The following is an 18,129-nucleotide window of genomic DNA, read 5'->3' as shown; positions in this document are numbered from 1 at the left end:
CGGCGATGCGCTGTTCGCGCATCGCCGCCGGCAACAAAGGTTGACGCGGTCGCGTCACGCCTTGTTGGGATCGAAGTGCTTTGCGATGCCCTGCCAGCACCGGTAGTAATCGCCCTGCAATTCTACCGACGCCAGCGCCTGCTCCGTCGGGCGGATCACGCGGCGGGTCTCGAACATGAACGCCATCGTGTCGCGGATGTAATGCGCCTTGCTGGTGTCCGCGTGCGACGCCTTTTCAAACGTTTCGGCGTCGGGGCCGTGGCCGCTCATGCAGTTGTGCAGGCTGGCGCCGCCGGGCGCGAACCCGTCGGCCTTGGCGTCGTACACGCCCTGGATCAGGCCCATGAATTCGCTGGCGATGTTGCGATGGAACCAGGGCGGACGGAACGTGTTCTCCATGGCCAGGACGCGAGGCGGGAAGATGGCGAAGTCCATGTTGGCCGTGCCCGGGGTGTCCGACGGCGCCGTCAGCACCGTGAAGATCGAGGGATCGGGGTGATCGAAGCTGATCGAACCGATGGTGTTGAAGTGGCGCAGGTCGTACTTGTAGGGGGCGTGCGTGCCATGCCAGGCCACCACGTTCAGCGGCGAATGGTCGATCGCGGCACGCCAGAAGCCGCCTGTGAACTTGGCGATCAGTTCAAAGTCGCCGTCCACGTCTTCGTACCAGGCCACGGGCGTCTTGAAGTCGCGCGCGTTGGCCAGACAGTTCGAGCCGATGGGACCCAGTTCCGGCAGGCGCAGCGCCGCGCCGAAGTTCTCGAGCATGTAGCCGCGCGCCGTGCCGTCCAGCAGTTCCACGCGGAATCGCACGCCGCGGGGAATGACGGCGATCTCCAGCGGTTCCAGGTCGATAAGACCCAGTTCGGTGGCCAGGCGCAGGCGCCCCTCTTGCGGCACCAGCAGCAGTTCGCCGTCGGCGTTGTAGAAGAAGCGGCCTTGCATCGAGCGGTTGGCGGCATACAGATGGATGCCCACGCCGCCCTGTTCGTCGGGGCCGCCATTGCCGCCCCACGTCTTCACGCCTTCCAGGAAGTCCGTGGGGGCATCGGGAATCGGCATCGGGCTCCAGCGCAGCTGGTTCGGCGTGACCGGGCCGTGGCCGAAGGTGCTCAGCCAGCCGGCGGCGCCGCCGAACGCTTCAAAGGGCTTGTGCTGCGCGCCCGGACGGATGCGGTACAGCCACGAGCGGCGGTTTTCCGCGCGCGGCGCCGTGAATGCGGTGCCGGACAGCTGCTCGGCGTACAGGCCGTAAGGACATTGCTGCGGTGAATTGCGGCCGGCGGGCAGGGCGCCGGGCAAGGCCTCGGTTGCGCATTCGTTGCCGAAACCGGACTGATATTGCAGTTCCATGGAATCCTCCTGGGTGGCGGGCGCGGTGCTTGGCCGCGCAGCTTGGTGTGGTGGCGGGACGGGCGCCGCCCGAGCCGATGTGCCATTGTCGGAAAAAATCCCTGTTGCGGCTACGGGAATGCAAAAATAGCGACTATAAATTTCGTGAATAGTAGGGGGCGCCGATGGCCGAACTGCGCGATGTCGATCTGAACCTGTTGCTGCTGTTTCAACACCTGCTGGAAGACCGCAACCTGTCAGCGGTGGCGCGGCGCATGGACCTGTCGCAACCCGCGGTGAGCAATGCGCTGCGGCGCCTGCGCGTGGCATTCGGCGATGAACTCTTCGTGCGCACCGCGCAGGGCATGCTGCCGACGCCGCGCGCCCAGCGCCTGGCCGGACCCGTCAGTGAAGCGCTGGGGTTGCTTTCGCAGGCCTTGCAGGACCAGGACGAGTTCGATGCGACGACCAGCACCCGGCGCTTTCGCGTGGCCATGACCGACGTCGGCGAAATCCACTTCATGCCGCGCCTCATGGAAGTCTGCGTGCAGAAGGCGCCGCACGTGCGCATCGACTCGGTGCGGGTGCTGGGGCCGGATCTGCCGCGCGAGATGGAGTCGGGCAGGGTGGACCTGGCAATCGGCGCGTTCGATGAAATGGGAGCCGGCACGCTGCAGCGGATGCTGTTTCGCCAGGGCTACGCCACGCTCTTCCGCCAGGCGCATCCCACCGCGCATGCGGGCATGGGGATCAAGGCGTTTCGCGCAGAGCGTCATCTGATCGTGTCGCGCGCGGCGCCTTATGGGCAGGTGAATCAGTCGATGGAGCGGGCCGGGGTGGACCTGGCCGAGCATTTCAGCGTGCCGCATTTTTCCGCGGTGCCCTATATCGTCAGCGCGACGGATCTGCTGGCAACCGTGCCGGAGAAGCTGGCGGCCAGCGCCGCCGCGCCGTTCGGCCTGCGCTTCATGACCCCGCCGCTGAAAGTGCCCGCGCTGCAGACCAACATGTACTGGCAGCGCAGGGTGGATCGCGACGGCGGCAATCAGTGGCTGCGCGCGTTGATCGTCAACACCTTCGCGGCGGGATCATGAAGGTCCGCGCGGGGCGTTGACGCCGACGCGGACCCGCGCCGCTTGGATCGGACGCCTTGTCTTGAATTGCCGCCTTAAACCGCCTGCGTCACGGACGCGCGCGCATGTTGCAACGCTTCCTTCAGCAGCGGCAGGTCGCCCAGGTGGTTCGCCAGAAGCAGGATCAGCGCCGCATTCAGCTCCTGGCTCTGCTCGTTCGTCAGGTCGCGATGGGCGTCGATCAGCGCTTCATAGAAGTCGTCCGGCGCGCTCAGGTTGGTTTCGGTGATAAGCATGGTGACAACCTCGGGAATCACGCGCGGCCCGTCGCGCGCTGAACGGCGGCGGCAACGGCGTCGGGATTGAAAACGCGCCAGCGCGCGGCGATGTGCTGGTCGGGGCGGATCAGGTAGGCGGTGCCGTCCTGCGCGTCGTAGCGCTTGGCCAGGCAGCCTTCGCTGTCGCGCACCACGGGCACGTCCGCGGCCACGGCGGACAGGTCGCACTGCATATCGGCCACCAGCACGGCTTTGACGGGCACCGGCGCCATCCGCAGCGCCTGCAACGCCATCAGCGTGTCGCGGCCGGGCAGCGCGCCAGCGCAGAACACCGCCAGCACGAACTGGCCATCCAGTTGCGACAGCCACCAGCCCGCTTCGCCCTGAACCTGCAACGGCGCATCCAGCGCCACCGCGCCCGGCATCATGCGGCCGGTGAAGGCGTCGGCATCCGGCGTGTTCAGGGGCGATCCGGCGTAGGTGGCCGGCAGCGAAAGCCGCCCACTGTTCACGAGCGATCGCGCAAACGGGTGGTCTTTCGCCAGATTCAGCACCGCATTGCGGAAGCTGCGGCTGATGTCGCTCTTGGGCGTAATGAAGTCGGTGGCGCGCGACGAGTTCAGGATGTTCTCGTCGGCCGCGAATTCACGCTCGGCGCTGTAGCTGTCGATCAGCGTATCGGGCGCCAGGCCGGCCACGACAAGCTTGAGCTTCCACGCCAGGTTCTCGGCATCCTGCACGCCGCTGTTGGCGCCGCGCGCACCGAACGGCGACACGCGATGCGCGGAGTCGCCCGCGAACACGATGCGGCCGTGGCGGAACTTGTCCATGCGTTCGCACGCAAACGTGTAGACGCTGACCCATTCCAGTTCGAATTGCGCGTCCGGACCCAGCAGCGCCCGGATGCGCGGCAGCACGTTCTCGGGCTTGACCGCTTCAACGGGGTCGGCGTTCCAGCCGAGCTGGAAATCGATGCGCCAGACGTTGTCGGGCTGCCGGTGCAGCAGCACGGATTGATTCGGGTGAAAAGGCGGATCGAACCAGAACCAGCGTTCGGACGGAAAATCCGCGGTCATCTTGACGTCGGCGATCAGGAAGCGGTCGCGGAAGATGCGGCCGTGGCTTTCCTGGCCGATCAGCTTGCGCACCGGCGATCGTGCGCCGTCACAGGCGATCAGCCAATCGGCATGCAGCGTGTACGGGCCTTCGGGCGTTTCGACGGTCAGCGTCACGCCGTCATTGCCCTGCATGACGCCGGCGACCTTGTTCTTCCAGCGCAGCTCGATGTTGGGCTGCTGGCGGGCCTGCTCGTATAGATAGCCTTCGGCGTAGTACTGCTGCAGATTGATGAATGCCGGCCGGCGGTGACCGGGTTCGGGCAGCAGGTCGAAGCGCCAGACTTCCTGTTCGCGGAAGAAAATCTTGCCCACGTTCCACGACACGCCCTTGTCGATCATGCGCTGGCCAACGCCCAGGCGATCCCAGATTTCGAGCGTGCGCTTGGAAAAGCAGATGGCGCGCGACCCTGTGGACAAGCGGTAGTCGTCGTCCAGCACCACCACGCGCACGCCCTGGCGCGCCAGGTCCAGCGCCGTGGTCAGGCCGACGGGGCCGGCGCCCACCACCACGACCTGATGGCGCGCCGGGTCGGCCGCCGTCTGGTCCGCGTGCTTTTCATAGGCGAACTCCATCGCCTGAAAGTCGATGTCTCCCACGGTTGTCTCCTGTGTGGGTCATTTTTTTATTTATGCGGACACGCTGCGCCGCAAGGGTCGCGCGTGTCCGGTTCGTGCTTGTCTGGTCAGGGGTAGGTCAGCCTTCCAGCTGGGCCCACATCTCCAGGTCGCGCTTGTCCGTCCAGATGCGCGGATGCGTGTGGCCCGACGCCTCGTCAAAGGCGCGCGACACGTCAAACGGCATGCAGTGGTCGAAGATGACCCAATCGCTGTAGCGCGGCTTCATGAAGTCGTAGACCTCGCGGTAGATCGTCTTCAGGTCCTTGCCCTCGGCAACGCCGCGATTCACGGCGCCGTACAGGTCCGTCAGGAAGGCGCGCGTGCCGGCCAGGCCCTGGCGCACTTCGGTGGCGTTCTTGAGAGCCGGGCCACGGCCGGGCACCATCTTTTCGGCTTCAAAGCCCGACAGTGCGTCCAGCGTGGTGGGCCAGTCGCGGAAGTAGGCGTCGCCGCAGTAGGGCGTGGACTGGTACTCGACCAGGTCGCCCGCGAACAGGATCTTCTGCTCGGGCAGCCAGGCGATGGTGTCGCCCTTGGTGTGGCCGCGGCCGACCTGCAGCAGCTTGACTTCCAGGTTGCCCAGGTTGACCGTCATTTCGCCCTTGAACGTCATCGTCGGCCAGACGAGACCCGGCGGAATCGATTCGGCGTTGCGGAACAGGCGGGGGAAACGGCCGATTTCGCTGGCCTTGTCCTGTTCGCCGCGTTCGGCGATCAGGTCGTAGGTGTCGCGGCTGGCCAGGATTTCCTGGGCGTTGTAGGCCGACGCGCCGAACACGCGCACGGCGTGGTAGTGCGACAGCAGGATGTACTTGATGGGCTTGTCCGTGACTTCGCGGATGCGGCGGATCACGTCCTGGGCCATGACGGGGGTGGCCTGGGTATCGATCACCATGACGGCCTCGTCGCCGATGATCACACCCGTGTTGGGGTCGCCTTCGGCGGTGTAGGCATAGGCGTTGTCGGACAGCTTTTCGAACGAGACGACCTTGTCGTCCATGTCCGCGTGCGAGGCGAATTGCTTGCTCATGGAGGCTCCTTCCACTTTTATAGGAATAGGGTGTGTGGAAGGAAATATAGTCCCGCGTTAGTTTTCGTGCAATACGTTTGCTATAAACGAATTCCCGAGTTGTAACGGCGATTTCCCCAGGCGCGGTGGACCGGTCCGGGTCAATTCCGCTGGCATTTTGGGCAGTAGTAAGTGGCCCGCTGCCCCTGGACGAAACGGCGGATGGGGGAGGCGCAGACACGGCAGGGCAGGCCTTCGCGTTCGTACACGGCCGCGTGGATCTCGAAATAGGCCCCCGGCTCGCCGCTGGCGCCCACGTAGTCGCGCAGCGTGCTGCCGCCGGACGTCAGCGCGTCGGCCAGCGTGGCGCGCACCATGTCTGCCAGCCGCTCGCAGCGGGCCAGCGACAGCTTGTTTGCGGGCGTCTTGGGATTGATCCGGGCGCGGAACAGGCTTTCGGACGCATAGATATTGCCCACGCCGACCACCGCCATACCGGCCAGCAGCACCTGCTTGATGGCGGCGGAATGGTTCTGGAAATGCCGGTGCAGCCAGGCCCCGTCGAACCGCGGATCGAAGGGTTCGATGCCCAGCTTGGCCAGCAACGGGTGCGCCTCGATGGGCCCCGCTTCGGCGTCATGCCACAGCACCGCGCCGAAGCGCCGCGGATCGTGCAGGCGCAGGACCGCGCCGTCGAAGATCCATTCGACATGATCGTGCTTGCGCAGGAATTCACCGGGCGCCACGCTGCGCAGCGAGCCCGACATGCCCAGATGCACGATCTGGGTGCCATGTTCGAAGCGCAGGAGCAGGTACTTGCCGCGCCGTGCGCATTCCAGCACCGTGCGTCCGCCGATCAGGGACGGCAGCTCCGGCGGGATGGGCCAACGCATGCGGGGTTCGTGAACGACCAGTCGCGAGAGCGTCTGGCCGGTGATGATGGCGTCGATTCCTCGGCGCGTGGTTTCGACTTCAGGCAGTTCCGGCATGAGCCAGTGTAAGATCATCAATTGCGTGTACGAAGATTGTGCCATCAACCGGACGGGCCGCGTGAAGTCGTCTTTTAAACAAATGAATATCGGGATCGCCGCGTTGGGGCTTGCGCTGGCAGCAATCATGGCCCCGCCGGCCCAGGCCGCCGACGGCCGGACGCGTGACGCGACGGGCCCCCGGATGGCCCCCCAAAGCCGCCAGCCTGAAACCGAAGTCATCCGCCTGCGCCCAGGTCAACTGCCTTATGTGTCGCTGACCGGCGATATCTTCTACCGCGTACTGGCTTCCGAAATCGCCGCCCAGCGGGGCATGTACGGCACCGCCGCCACCACCATGGTCGGTCTGGCCCGTGACACCGGCGATCCCCGTCTTGCCCGCCGCGGCCTAGAATTCCAGCTTGCCGGCGGCAACCTGCCCGGCGCGCTGGACGCGGCCCGCGTCTGGGCCCGCCTGGCTCCCAACGACGTCGAAGCCAGCTCCACCGAGCTGGCGCTGGCGGCCGCCAATGGCCAGACCAAGGGCTTGGCCCAGGCCCTGCGCAAACGCATCGATTCCTCGCGCGACAAGCCCGCCGCCATCGGCCAGGCGCTTGCCGTGCTCAGCCGCCTGAACGACCGGCGCCTGGCGCTGCGTATCCTGGACGAATCCCTGAGCGACAGCGTGCGCAAGCTGCCCGCGGCCCATCTGGCGCTGGCCGACGTGGCCTCCGCCGCCGGCGACTACGAGCGTGCCGCGCAGGAATCCCGCGCCGCGCTGGCCGCCGATCCCAAATCCGAAGGCGCCGCCCAGCGCGTGCTGGAGTACGGTTCCAAGGTCGACCCCAAGCGCGCGCAGACTGAAGCCCGCACTTTCATCAACCGCAATCCGGGCGCCCGCAAGGTGCGCCTGATGCTGGCCGGCCAACTGGCCGACAGCGGCGACTACGACGCCGCGCTGGCCGAACTGCAAGCCATGTCGCGCCGGTCGCCTGAAGACTTCGACCTGCTCTTCATGCAGGCGCAACTGGCTTACAAGTCCGGGCAGCTTCCGCAGGCCAAGACTTTGCTGCAGCAGTATCTGGACGTCCAGAACCAGCGCCAGCGGGCCACGGTCCCGGGCGCCACCGACGCCGGCGCCGCCGCCGCCGATGCCCACGTGCTGCTGGCGCGCATCGCCGAAGACCAGGGCCATTACGACGAAGCCATCGCCGAACTCGGCCGCATCGACGACCCCACGCTGCGCTATTCCGTGCGCATGCGCCAGGCTGCGCTGCGCGCAAAGAGCGGCCGCGTGGATGACGCGCTGGCCATGATCGACTCGGCCGGCCCGCAGGACGAAGAAGAACGCGCCCTGGGCGCGCTGACCAAGGCGCAGATCCTGCGCGACGCCGACCGCATCGGCCAGGCGGTCACCGCCCTGGAAGCCGCCGACCAGGCGCTGCCGGACACGGTCGAAATCAAGTACGAACTGGCGATGCTGTACGAACGCCAGAACCGCCTGGCTGACCTGGAGCGCATGCTGCGTCAGGTCATCGCGCTGGATCCGGACCACGCCCATGCGTACAACGCGCTGGGCTACACGCTGGCGGACCACAATCAGCGCCTGCCCGAGGCCCTGGACCTGATCACGCAGGCGCTGGAGTTGTCGCCCAACGATCCGTTCATTCTCGACAGCATGGGCTGGGTCAAATTCCGCATGGGCGACACCACCGCCGCCGCGGATTATCTGCGCCGCGCCTACAGCGTGCGTCCCGAAGCCGACATCGCCGCGCATCTGGCCGAGGTGCTTTGGGCGCAAGGCAAGCGCGATCAGGCCATGGACCTGCTGCGCGCAGCCCTGCAGAAAGATCCCAAGAACAAGACGGTTCAGGACGTCGTGAAGCGTCTGGGGGTCAGCCTGTGACGGCAGTATTTGCAGGATTGCGCGGCGCCGCGGCCAGCGTGCGCTGGATGGCAATGGCGCTGTTGGCCTTCACCCTGGCGGCATGCACGTCCTTGCCCAAGCCGATCGAAGGCGCCAGCGCCGATGCGTTTTCTCGCATCGGGCGCTTTGCCATTACCGTCAACGAAGAAAGCGGCAAGCAAAACGCGGTGCAGGGCGGTTTTTCCTGGTCCGACGATGGCCGCCGTTATGTGCTGGACCTGACCAACCCGCTGGGCTCGACCGAAGCGCGTGTGGAAGGCACCCCCGGCGCCGCCAGCCTCACCAAGGCAGACGGCACCCGCCTGGTCGCCGACAACCCGGATGCGCTTGCCGAAGACGCGCTGGGCAGCAGCATGCCGGTGTCCGGATTGCGCGACTGGCTGCGCGGCAAGGTGCCCGCAGACCCCGAGGCCACCGACGTCACCCGTGACGAACTGGGCCGCCCCGTGGCATTCGAACAGGGCGGCTGGCGCGCCAAGCTTTCCCGCTACGACGAGAAAGGCCCGCAACTGCTGGTGCTGGAGCGCCAGGAACCCGGACGCCGCATCCTCGTTCGGCTGGTCGTCAACCAGTCGTGAGCGCGCGCGGCGTCAGGCGCCGCGCTGGGCGATTCGGGTAAACCCTTATCACATCGCCTTGATTCCAATCAAGCGAATAACCGCCGCAAATCCGGGCGTGTTACCGCTTGAAATATATTGACTTCACTGAATAATTCTCCCTGCCCGCGCCCGGTTCGTGCGCGGCGCAGCAATTCGGGGTCGACGCTCGTCTGCCGCCACCCTTTTGGAGAATGGCCAATGTTCAGGAACACACGCATCGCGACGGTGCTATTGGGAATCATCGCGATATTTTTCACCTTCCAGTTGGTGATCGGCGGCATGGGCTTCGTTGCCCTGCGGCAGACCAACCACGATGTCGAGCAGCTTTATCGCCTGTCGGCGCAACAGGTCAATGCGGTCAATTCCGCGTCGCTGTCGCTCGTTGCGGCCCGCACGGACCTGAGCCGCTACGCCACGCGCGTCGCGCAGGGCAATACCGACGACAAGAGCTCGCTCCAGGCCGCGCGCCAGCGCATCGTGTCGGCCGATCGCGCCTTCCAAGGGTTCTCCGGCAGCCTGTCCGCCGAGGAAAAGGCCGAGTCCGCCGGCATCATCGATGCCTACACCAAGCTCAGCACCAACCTGCAGAACGTGGGCCGCGTCCTCGAAGCCGGCGACATGGACGCCTACTTCAAGCAGGGTACGCAGGCCGTGCAGGAGCGTCTCGTAAGCGAGCGCGACGCCTTCGTGCTGCGTGCCGAGAGCACCGGGCAGACGGTCATGGATGAAATCTCCATGTTCCACACGCTGTTCAGTTCGCTGCTGGCCGGCATTCTGGCGCTGGGCCTGTTGATGGCCGTCGGCGCGCATGTGTTGATCCGCCGCATGATCGTGCGTCCGCTGCTGGAAGCGGGCGAAGTCTTCCGTCGCATCGCCGAAGGCGACCTGACGCGCCGCGTGGCGGATATGGGCAAGAACGAAATCGGCGCGCTGATCGGCGCCCTCAAGGCCATGCAGGACAGCCTGGTGCGCACCGTGTCGGCCGTGCGCCGCGGCGTTGACGAGATCAACGTCGGTGCGCGCGAGATTTCTTCGGGCAACACCGATCTGTCCAGCCGAACCGAAGAGCAGGCTGCGTCGCTCGAAGAAACCGCGGCCAGCATGGAAGAGCTGGCCACCACCGTGAAGCAGAACGCCGACACCGCACGCGAGGCCAATCGCATGGTGGCTGCGTCGCAGGCGGTTGCACAGCGCGGCGGCGAGGCCGTGTCCAGCGTGGTCGAAACCATGCATGCGATTTCGGGCAGCTCGTCGCGCATCGCCGACATCGTGGGCGTGATTGACGGCATTGCTTTCCAGACCAATATCCTGGCGCTCAACGCCGCGGTGGAAGCCGCGCGCGCCGGCGAGCAGGGCAAGGGTTTTGCGGTCGTGGCCAGCGAAGTGCGCACGCTGGCACAGCGCAGCGCCGCCGCCGCCAAGGAAATCAAGCAGCTCATCGAAGACTCTGCGCAGAAGGTCGGCGTGGGTTCGGAGCAGGTTGAAAATGCCGGCGCCACGATGCGCGAGATCGTCGAATCCGTGCAGCGCGTGACCAGCCTGATGGCCGAAATCTCGGCCGCTTCGGAGGAGCAGGCCACCGGCATCGACCAGGTCAACCGCGCGGTGTCGCAGATGGATAGCGTGACGCAGCAGAACGCGGCCTTGGTCGAAGAAGCCGCCGCTGCTGCTGGCGCCCTGGAAGAACAGGCGCGCCAACTGGCCGGCGCCGTGTCGGTGTTCAAGCTGCCGGACGGACAGGTCATCGACGCGCCTGCTGCACGCCTTGGCGGCAGCGTGACGCCGCAGTTGGCGTAAAGGCGCCACGGTGCGCCGGCCCGTCTCGCTAGAATGACGGATTGATCCGCACCGGTTGTCTTTCGTGACCCTCTACGACGTTCCCGCTCCCGCCAAGCTGAATCTCTTCCTGCACGTTGTGGGCCGCCGCGACGACGGTTATCACCTGCTGCAGACGGTGTTCCGCTTCATCGACCTGTGCGACACGCTGCACTTCGATGTGCGGTCCGATGGCGTCATCAGCCGCGCCACCGATCTGCCGGGTGTCCCCGAAGACCAGGACCTCACCGTGCGCGCCGCGCGCGCCCTGCAGAAGGCCACGGGCACGCGCCAGGGCGCGCAGATCAGCCTTGAAAAGCGCATTCCGCAAGGCGGGGGCTTAGGCGGCGGTTCCAGCGATGCGGCATCGGTGCTTATCGCCTTGAACAAGCTGTGGAACACGGGACTGTCGCGTCAGGAACTCATGGCGCTGGCGTTGCCGCTGGGCGCGGACGTGCCCGTCTTCGTCTTTGGGCAGTCGGCATTTGCGCAAGGCATCGGCGAAGATCTCACCGCCGTGACGCTGCCCGAGCGTGCCTATCTGGTGGCGCAACCCGATGCCAGCGTGCCGACTGTTGGAATATTTTCGGCACCCGATTTGACAAGGGATTCTTCTTACATCACAATAGCGGACTTTCTTGCTTCGCAAACATTTTTGCCAAGCGGATCCCTAGGGAAACACCCCGGCGGTGAACACCTAAACGGATGCGCGCTTTACGGAAAAAATGATTTGGAGCCGGTGGTCTACCGTCTTTATCCTGAAGTGCTTGGGGCATCGCGGTGGCTTGCTGAGCGGGGTCTCCCTGTTCGCATGTCGGGATCAGGCGCGTGTTTATTCGCCGAATTTTCCGAAACATCGCAGGCCGTTTTGGCAGAACAAGAAATTACCGCTATAATGCGCGGCGCTGATAAAACATTCAGCCAAACGCATCCACGGTTTCGGTTAGTGCAGGCTTGTACTGGGTTAGCTGAACATCCGTTGCGGAATTGGATTGCAAGATAGTTGGGGAGTCGCCAAGCTGGTTAAGGCACCGGATTTTGATTCCGGCATGCGAAGGTTCGAATCCTTCCTCCCCAGCCAACCGAATACATAAAAAAGCTGTTGAACACGCCTGTAAGACACTGGCCCGGGTTCAGCAGCTTTTTTATTTTCCGGATTCGCTGGTGCAAGTTGAACGTGCTTGTCCAAGTCACCCCGGGTATCACCCCGCATCATTCGCATCAATCGTTAGTGTCTCAAACGACCATCGCATCATCCATCATGGCAAACGATAGCTTCATGATTTTCACGGGCACCGCCAACACTCGGCTGGCCGTGGACGTAGTCAACCACCTCGACATGTCCCTGGGAAAGATGACCGTCGGTCGTTTTTCGGACGGCGAGGTGATGGTCGAGATCAACGAGAACGTGCGGGGTAAAGACGTCTTCGTCCTGCAGCCCACCTGTGCGCCTACGAACGACAACCTGATGGAAATCATGGTGATGGTCGATGCCCTGCGCCGCGCGTCGGCCGGCCGCATCACCGCCGCGATTCCCTATTTTGGCTATGCCCGCCAGGACCGCCGCCCGCGTTCGGCGCGCGTGGCCATCTCGGCCAAGGTCGTGGCCAACATGCTGCAGGTGGCTGGCGTCGACCGTGTCCTGACCATGGACCTGCACGCTGACCAGATCCAGGGTTTCTTCGACATTCCCGTGGACAACATCTACGCCGGTCCGATCCTGCTGGGCGACATCTGGCGCCGCAATTTCTCGAACCTGGTCGTGGTGTCCCCGGACATCGGCGGCGTGGTTCGTGCCCGCGCGCTGGCCAAGCAGCTTGAAGCCGACCTGGCCATCATCGACAAGCGCCGTCCGCGCGCCAACGTGTCGGAAGTGATGAACATCATCGGTGAAGTCGATGGCCGCACCTGCATCATCATGGACGACATGGTCGACACCGCTGGCACGCTGTGCAAGGCGGCCCAGGCCCTGAAAGACCGCGGCGCCGGCGCCGTTTACGCCTATTGCACGCACCCCGTGCTGTCGGGCGGCGCCATCGACCGCATCGAAGCGTCGGAACTCGACGAACTCGTCGTCACCGACACTATCCCGCTGTCCGAGCAAGGCCAGGCCAGCGGCAAGATCCGCCAGCTGTCGTGCGCCGCGCTGCTGGGCGAGACCATCCTGCGTATTTCCAACGCCGAATCGGTCAGCTCGCTGTTCGTCGATTGACGCGTAGGCGTTGATCGGGCCACAGCCCACATTTGCAGTTCTTTGCGCCTCGCTGGTCGCGGCAAGGCGCAAACAAGCACGGCGCGCCCTTTGCGCGCCGTGAATTCAACCGGTGAAGTCTCTTCACCTTTATCGTTTCGGAGTTATCCATGAAATTTACTGCCACTGCGCGTAGCGTCCAGGGTTCGAGTGCGAGCCGCCGCCTGCGCCGCGCGGGCCGCGTTCCCGCCATTGTTTATGGTGGTACGGCTGCCCCCCTGAACATCGAACTCGACCACAACGAGATCTACCACGCGCTGCGCAAGGAAGAATTCCACGCATCGATCCTGCAAATGCAGCTCGAAGGCGCCAAGGATGAGCAAGTTCTGCTGCGTTCGGTTCAATGGCACGCCTACAAGCCGCAAGTCCTGCACGTGGACTTCCAGCGCGTTGACGCCAACCAGGCCCTGCGTACCAAGGTGCCGCTGCACTTCGTGAACGCTGAAATCTCGCCGGCTGTGAAGCTGAGCGGCGCCATCATCAGCCACGTGACGACCGAACTGGAAATCACCTGCCTGCCGTCGGCTCTGCCCCAGTTCATCGAAGTGAACCTGGCTGACGTCCTGGCCGGCGGTTCGATCCACCTGGCCGACATCAAGCTGCCCATGGGCGTGACGTACGTCCCCCACGGCGGTGAAGACAACCCCCTGCTGGCCGCTGCGGTCACCAAGGGTGGCGCTGCCGCCGCCGACGACGCCGAAGAAGCTGCTCCGGCTGCCTAAGTCCTGCAGGAAAGCCTTTGCGGCTTTCCCGCGGCTTACGCCCGAAACCCTGCGTGTGCATTTGCATGCGCAGGGTTTTTTGGTTTAAACACCCCCATCATGTCTACTCCCATACGCCTCATCGTGGGACTGGGTAATCCAGGTCCCGACTACGAAACCACCCGGCACAACGCCGGCTTCTGGCTGGCCGACCATCTGGCGGACGATCTGCGCACTTCTTTTGCGCTCGAGAAATCCTTTTTCGGCATGGTGGCCAAATCGCGCCTGGGCGCGGACAACGTCCTGCTGCTCAAGCCCAACACCTACATGAACCGTTCCGGCCAGGCGGTCGGCGCGCTGGCGCGCTTCTACAAGCTGACGCCCGAAGAAGTGCTGGTGCTGCACGACGAACTGGACCTCATGCCCGGTCAGGTCAAGCTCAAGCAGGGCGGCGGCCACGCCGGCCACAACGGCCTGAAGGACATCCAGGCTGCGCTCGGCAGCCCCAACTTCTGGCGCCTGCGCATCGGCATCGGCCATCCGCGCACGCTGGGCCTGGCGCAACAGGTCGCCGACTTCGTCCTGCACCCGCCGCGCCGCGAAGAGCAAAAGGAAATCGAAGCCGTCATCGACCGCTGCCGCGCCGTCGTGCCGTCCATGCTGGCCGGTGACTTCGCACTCGCCACCCGCCAGCTGCATAGCGGCAACGAGTCCTGATGACAAAACGCCAGCCCAACGGGAAGATGCGTTTTCGCAGCGAGATCGCCGACTTCTGGCGCTTCATCCGCCATCCGCATCCGCTGTCGCGCCTGCCGAACCGGGCAGGCGGCAGCGGGCTGGTCGCCGACTGGTGGCCGGGCATCGGACCGGGACGCCTGTTGGCCTGGGCCGCCGTGCTGTGGGTCATCAATCTTTTTGCGCTGGGGCCCGTGGCCGTCGTCGCGGCCGGACTGGGCGGCGTCTCGCATCGCCTGGATCCCCACAACATTCCGTGGCTGACCGCGGTGCTGTGGGCCCCGCTGGTCGAAGAGATGCTGTTCCGCTACGGCCTGCGCCGGCCGCGCCAGGCACTGTGGCTGATACCCGCGCTGGTGCCCGTCGTGCTGTGGGGGCCAAAGCTCTGGACCGGGCTGCTGCTGGCTGCGTTCATTCTGCTGGCGGTGTGGGGGCTGCGCGCGCGCCCTGAACCGCTGAAAGGCTGGGACACGAACTGGCGCAGGTATTACCTGCAGCACTTTGGCGTCGTGTTTCATCTGATCGCGCTGACGTTTGCGGCGGTTCACCTCACCAACTTCGTCTACAACAAGACCCCGTACTGGCTGCTGCCGCTGCTGGTGCTGCCGCAATGGCTGACCGGGCTGGTGCTGGGGTGGATGCGCGTGCGGCGGGGCATCGGAGCGGCGATCCTGCTGCATTCGGTGTTCAATGCCGGGCCGATCTTGATGATCTGGCTGGTCATGCGCTACGCGCCGACGGCGGCCGGTTAAGTTTCGCTGCCGGGGCGCTCGACGCCCGACGCCCGGCGCTCGGCGCCCGGCGCTCGACGCCCGGTCCGAACGGAGGCGGGCTGGGTTGGTCTGATGATGGCAATTCGCGGGCGCCGTTCTTAGGATCGCAGCGGGATCGCATCGAGGTCACTACGGGGCCGCATCCCCCCCCCCCGCCCACACGGCGTCGTTTCCCCCCGCCGGGGTAAACTACGCCGTTAACGCTCAATACCGTACTTACACAGGATTCCCATGGCTCTGCAATGCGGCATCGTCGGCCTGCCCAACGTTGGCAAATCGACACTCTTCAACGCTTTGACCCGCGCCGGCATCGCCGCCGAGAACTATCCGTTCTGCACCATCGAGCCCAACGTCGGCGTCGTCGAAGTGCCGGATCCGCGCCTGCAGAAGCTGGCTGAAATCGTCAAGCCCGAACGCATCCTGTCCGCCACCGTCGAATTCGTCGACATCGCGGGCCTGGTCGCCGGCGCGAGCAAGGGCGAAGGCCTGGGCAACCAGTTCCTCTCGCACATCCGCGAAACCGACGCCATCGTCAACGTCGTGCGCTGCTTCGAAGATCCCAACGTGATCCACGTGGCCGGCAAGGTCGACCCGATCGCCGACATCGAAGTCATCGAAACCGAACTGGCCCTGGCCGACCTGCAGACCGCCGAAAAGGCCCTGCAACGCCACCAGAAGACCGCGCGCTCGGGCGACAAGGAATCGCAACGCATCGTCGCCGTGCTGGAAAAGTGCATCGCCCAGCTCAACGAAGCCAAGCCCATCCGCGCGCTGGACCTGACCACCGAAGAAAAGGCCGACATCGCCCAGCTCTGCTTAATCACCGCCAAGCGCGCGATGTACGTGGGCAACGTCGCCGACGACGGCTTCACCAACAACCCGCTGCTGGACCGCCTGACCGAATTCGCCGCCGCCCGCAACGCGCCCGTCGTGGCCATCTGCGCCGCCATCGAATCCGAAATCGTCGACCTCGATGACGCCGACCGCGAAGCCTTCCTGAAGGACATGGGCATGGAAGAACCGGGCCTGAACCGCCTGATCCGCGCCGCCTTCAAGCTGCTGGGCCTGCAAACCTACTTCACCGCCGGCGTGAAGGAAGTCCGCGCCTGGACCGTGGCCATCGGCGCCACCGCGCCCCAAGCCGCCGGAGTCATCCACACCGACTTCGAACGCGGCTTCATCCGCGCGCAGACCATCTCGTACGAGGACTACATCACGTACAAGGGCGAGCAGGGCGCGAAGGAAGCGGGCAAGATGCGCGCGGAAGGCAAGGAATACATCGTGCAGGATGGCGATGTGATGAATTTCTTGTTTAACGTCTGACGATTTTTGCTGGATCTCGGTGGCGCTCAGTAGCGCTTGGTGGACGGGTTGGCCCAATTGAAATCAACGGGTTGCGTAAACAATACGGTCTACTGAGCGTTCCTATTGTTCATCGAGGTCCGGAAAATTCGGGGGTAGCTTTGGGGTGCTCGTGTTCAACCGTGGGGGTACATCTCCCCGCAGAGGAGTCCAATGATGCCCGATAATCTACTCACCGACCTCAAGGTCAGGTCGGCCAAATCGACTGATCGAGATTGGAAACTATCAGACGGCGGGGGCTTGTTCCTGCTGGTCAAGCCCACCGGCGGTAAGCTCTGGCGGTGGAAATACCGCCTGCAAGGCAAAGAGAACCTCTTTGCGATTGGCGGCTTTCCCCAAGTAAGCCTTGCTGAGGCGCGAGCGGCCCGAGAGAAGGCGCGCGTGTTGGTCAAGCAAGGCGTTCATCCTGCGCATGAGCGGCAGCAGGTCAAGCAGCGCAACCTGGAGGCGCTGGAGGAACGCAAGCACGCGAAGGAGGGCTCGTTCGCCAAGGTGGCGCAGGCGTACCTGGCCCAGATCAAGCCAGTCTTTGCGCTCAGTTCCTACCGCACGAAAGAATCCCGCATCAGGAAGTACCTGTCGCCCAAGTTCGACAGGATGCCGATGTGCGATATCGGCGTGAAGCAGATTCGCTCGTTACTGGAGGAGTGCAAGGCCCACGGTGCGTGGGCGGCCATTCACGTCAAAGGCGATCTTTCGGCCATCTTCGAATTCGCGGTGGTGCGGGGTCTGGTCGAGGCAAATCCAATTTCCAGCTTGCGCGGGCTGCTGCGCGTGCCGTTCAGCGAGAGCAAGGCGGCGATGACGCGAGAGCAAATCCAAAGTTCTATCAGGAGTTGCGCGGCTACCGGGGCTATCCGGAAACCTCGCTGTGTCTGCGGCTGATTGCGCTGACCGCCTGCCGTCCAGGGGAAGCGGCGGATGCCGAGTGGGAGGAGTTCGACTTTGAGGATGCCCTGTGGCGTCGGCCTGCGGCGAAGATGAAAGCGCGGCGCGACCATGTCAGCCCGTTGTCGGCGTAGGCCATTGCCGTGCTGAAGGATTTGCAGTGCATCACGGGTGGCGGGCGCTATCTGTTCCCACACCGAAGCGGAAAGGGCTTCACTACGCCCAATCGGCTCACCTACGCGATGCGCGACATGAATCTGGGCGGGGGTACGTCGCCGCATTGCTGGCGGGCGACCTTTTCGACCTGGGCCAACGAGAACGGGTACCGGCCTGATGCAATCGAGCGGCAGCTTGCCCACGTGGAAAGCAACAAGGTGCGTGCGACGTACAGCAAGGCGTTGCTGCTGGATCAGAGAAGGACGCTGTTGCAGGACTGGGCGGACTATCTGAGTGCGGCGGAGGGCAGCGGCAGAGCATAGGGGCGATTTGGCTGGGTGTTGCTGAGCGAATCGACAGGGGCGGCCTTTTCCTTCTCTGGATAGGCCTGTTGAGTGCCGTTCCCTTGCCGTTTTGCCTTTGCCAAGGCTGGGCGCTGGGAATGGGGTAAACAATTGAGTAAATGGGGTAATTGTGATTTGATTGCCCCTTTTAGATTCATGCCTTTCATTTCCTTCTTGCTCGG

Annotated in this window: 17 protein-coding genes and 1 tRNA gene; 13 read left to right on the top strand and 5 right to left on the bottom strand. The window is 64.5% G+C overall.

The genetic code is table 11. The features are described 5' to 3' along the window. Positions 1-54: 54 nt before the first annotated feature. The gene (gene hmgA, locus AC6CIE_RS19630; protein ID WP_239211614.1) at positions 55-1,353 is read right to left on the bottom strand and encodes a homogentisate 1,2-dioxygenase; all 1,299 of its coding nucleotides are present in this window, start codon (positions 1,351-1,353) and stop codon (positions 55-57) included. Positions 1,354-1,517: 164 nt separating this feature from the next. Here hmgA and AC6CIE_RS19625 point away from each other — a divergent pair, with 164 nt between their 5' ends. After that, positions 1,518-2,426, top strand: coding sequence for a LysR family transcriptional regulator (locus tag AC6CIE_RS19625; RefSeq protein ID WP_498093472.1), 909 nt, complete (start codon positions 1,518-1,520; stop codon positions 2,424-2,426). A gap of 74 nt (positions 2,427-2,500) precedes the next feature. On the opposite strand, the gene AC6CIE_RS19620 is transcribed toward AC6CIE_RS19625, so the two are convergent. The 4 genes from AC6CIE_RS19620 to mutM all read right to left on the bottom strand — a co-directional run bounded on the left by AC6CIE_RS19620 (position 2,501) and on the right by mutM (position 6,417). Next, positions 2,501-2,701: a DUF2783 domain-containing protein gene (locus tag AC6CIE_RS19620; protein WP_175122535.1), complete on the bottom strand. Its 201-nt coding sequence runs from the start codon at positions 2,699-2,701 to the stop codon at positions 2,501-2,503. Positions 2,702-2,718: 17 nt separating this feature from the next. Further along, positions 2,719-4,398 carry an FAD-dependent oxidoreductase gene (locus AC6CIE_RS19615; protein ID WP_498093470.1) on the bottom strand — a complete coding sequence of 560 codons (1,680 nt, stop codon included), beginning with the start codon at positions 4,396-4,398 and terminating at the stop codon, positions 2,719-2,721. A 97-nt stretch (positions 4,399-4,495) separates the two neighbouring features. Next, entirely contained in the window at positions 4,496-5,449 is a 954-nt protein-coding gene (locus AC6CIE_RS19610) for an MBL fold metallo-hydrolase (RefSeq protein WP_056558918.1), read from the bottom strand. Positions 5,450-5,589: 140 nt separating this feature from the next. Beyond that, positions 5,590-6,417, bottom strand: a complete 828-nt coding sequence (gene mutM, locus AC6CIE_RS19605; protein ID WP_498093468.1) for a bifunctional DNA-formamidopyrimidine glycosylase/DNA-(apurinic or apyrimidinic site) lyase — start codon at positions 6,415-6,417, stop codon at positions 5,590-5,592. Here mutM and AC6CIE_RS19600 point away from each other — a divergent pair. The 12 genes from AC6CIE_RS19600 to AC6CIE_RS19545 all read left to right on the top strand — a co-directional run bounded on the left by AC6CIE_RS19600 (position 6,416) and on the right by AC6CIE_RS19545 (position 17,926). After that, entirely contained in the window at positions 6,416-8,302 is a 1,887-nt protein-coding gene (locus tag AC6CIE_RS19600; RefSeq protein ID WP_175137523.1) for a tetratricopeptide repeat protein, read from the top strand. The two genes, mutM and AC6CIE_RS19600, sit on opposite strands and share 2 nt — an antisense overlap. A gap of 47 nt (positions 8,303-8,349) precedes the next feature. Further along, positions 8,350-8,901 (top strand): lipoprotein insertase outer membrane protein LolB, encoded by a 552-nt coding sequence (lolB, locus tag AC6CIE_RS19595; protein ID WP_217467838.1) that lies wholly within the window; start codon positions 8,350-8,352, stop codon positions 8,899-8,901. Positions 8,902-9,120: 219 nt separating this feature from the next. Then, complete coding sequence (locus AC6CIE_RS19590; protein ID WP_175184647.1) at positions 9,121-10,719, top strand: methyl-accepting chemotaxis protein; 1,599 nt, start codon at positions 9,121-9,123, stop codon at positions 10,717-10,719. A 64-nt stretch (positions 10,720-10,783) separates the two neighbouring features. After that, the gene (gene ispE / locus AC6CIE_RS19585; protein WP_481146822.1) at positions 10,784-11,740 is read left to right on the top strand and encodes a 4-(cytidine 5'-diphospho)-2-C-methyl-D-erythritol kinase; all 957 of its coding nucleotides are present in this window, start codon (positions 10,784-10,786) and stop codon (positions 11,738-11,740) included. A 1-nt stretch (position 11,741) separates the two neighbouring features. After that, positions 11,742-11,818, top strand: a tRNA-Gln gene (locus AC6CIE_RS19580). Positions 11,819-11,998: 180 nt separating this feature from the next. Then, positions 11,999-12,949, top strand: a complete 951-nt coding sequence (locus tag AC6CIE_RS19575) for a ribose-phosphate pyrophosphokinase (protein WP_006227587.1) — start codon at positions 11,999-12,001, stop codon at positions 12,947-12,949. Positions 12,950-13,098: 149 nt separating this feature from the next. Further along, positions 13,099-13,710 (top strand): 50S ribosomal protein L25/general stress protein Ctc, encoded by a 612-nt coding sequence (locus AC6CIE_RS19570; protein ID WP_175122543.1) that lies wholly within the window; start codon positions 13,099-13,101, stop codon positions 13,708-13,710. Positions 13,711-13,809: 99 nt separating this feature from the next. Further along, positions 13,810-14,406, top strand: a complete 597-nt coding sequence (gene pth / locus AC6CIE_RS19565; RefSeq protein WP_175122544.1) for an aminoacyl-tRNA hydrolase — start codon at positions 13,810-13,812, stop codon at positions 14,404-14,406. Then, positions 14,406-15,176, top strand: coding sequence for a CPBP family glutamic-type intramembrane protease (locus tag AC6CIE_RS19560; RefSeq protein WP_498093465.1), 771 nt, complete (start codon positions 14,406-14,408; stop codon positions 15,174-15,176). The genes pth and AC6CIE_RS19560 overlap by 1 nt, the downstream gene beginning before the upstream one ends. 252 nt (positions 15,177-15,428) lie before the next feature. Continuing rightward, positions 15,429-16,520 (top strand): redox-regulated ATPase YchF, encoded by a 1,092-nt coding sequence (gene ychF / locus AC6CIE_RS19555; protein ID WP_498093463.1) that lies wholly within the window; start codon positions 15,429-15,431, stop codon positions 16,518-16,520. Between the two features lie 192 nt (positions 16,521-16,712). After that, the gene (locus AC6CIE_RS19550; RefSeq protein ID WP_498093461.1) at positions 16,713-17,444 is read left to right on the top strand and encodes a tyrosine-type recombinase/integrase; all 732 of its coding nucleotides are present in this window, start codon (positions 16,713-16,715) and stop codon (positions 17,442-17,444) included. A gap of 146 nt (positions 17,445-17,590) precedes the next feature. After that, complete coding sequence (locus tag AC6CIE_RS19545; RefSeq protein WP_498093459.1) at positions 17,591-17,926, top strand: tyrosine-type recombinase/integrase; 336 nt, start codon at positions 17,591-17,593, stop codon at positions 17,924-17,926. Positions 17,927-18,129 lie beyond the last annotated feature (203 nt).

It is taken from the genome of Achromobacter sp. GQ309 (assembly GCF_059759315.1).
This window is presented reverse-complemented; position numbering and strand designations above follow the sequence as displayed.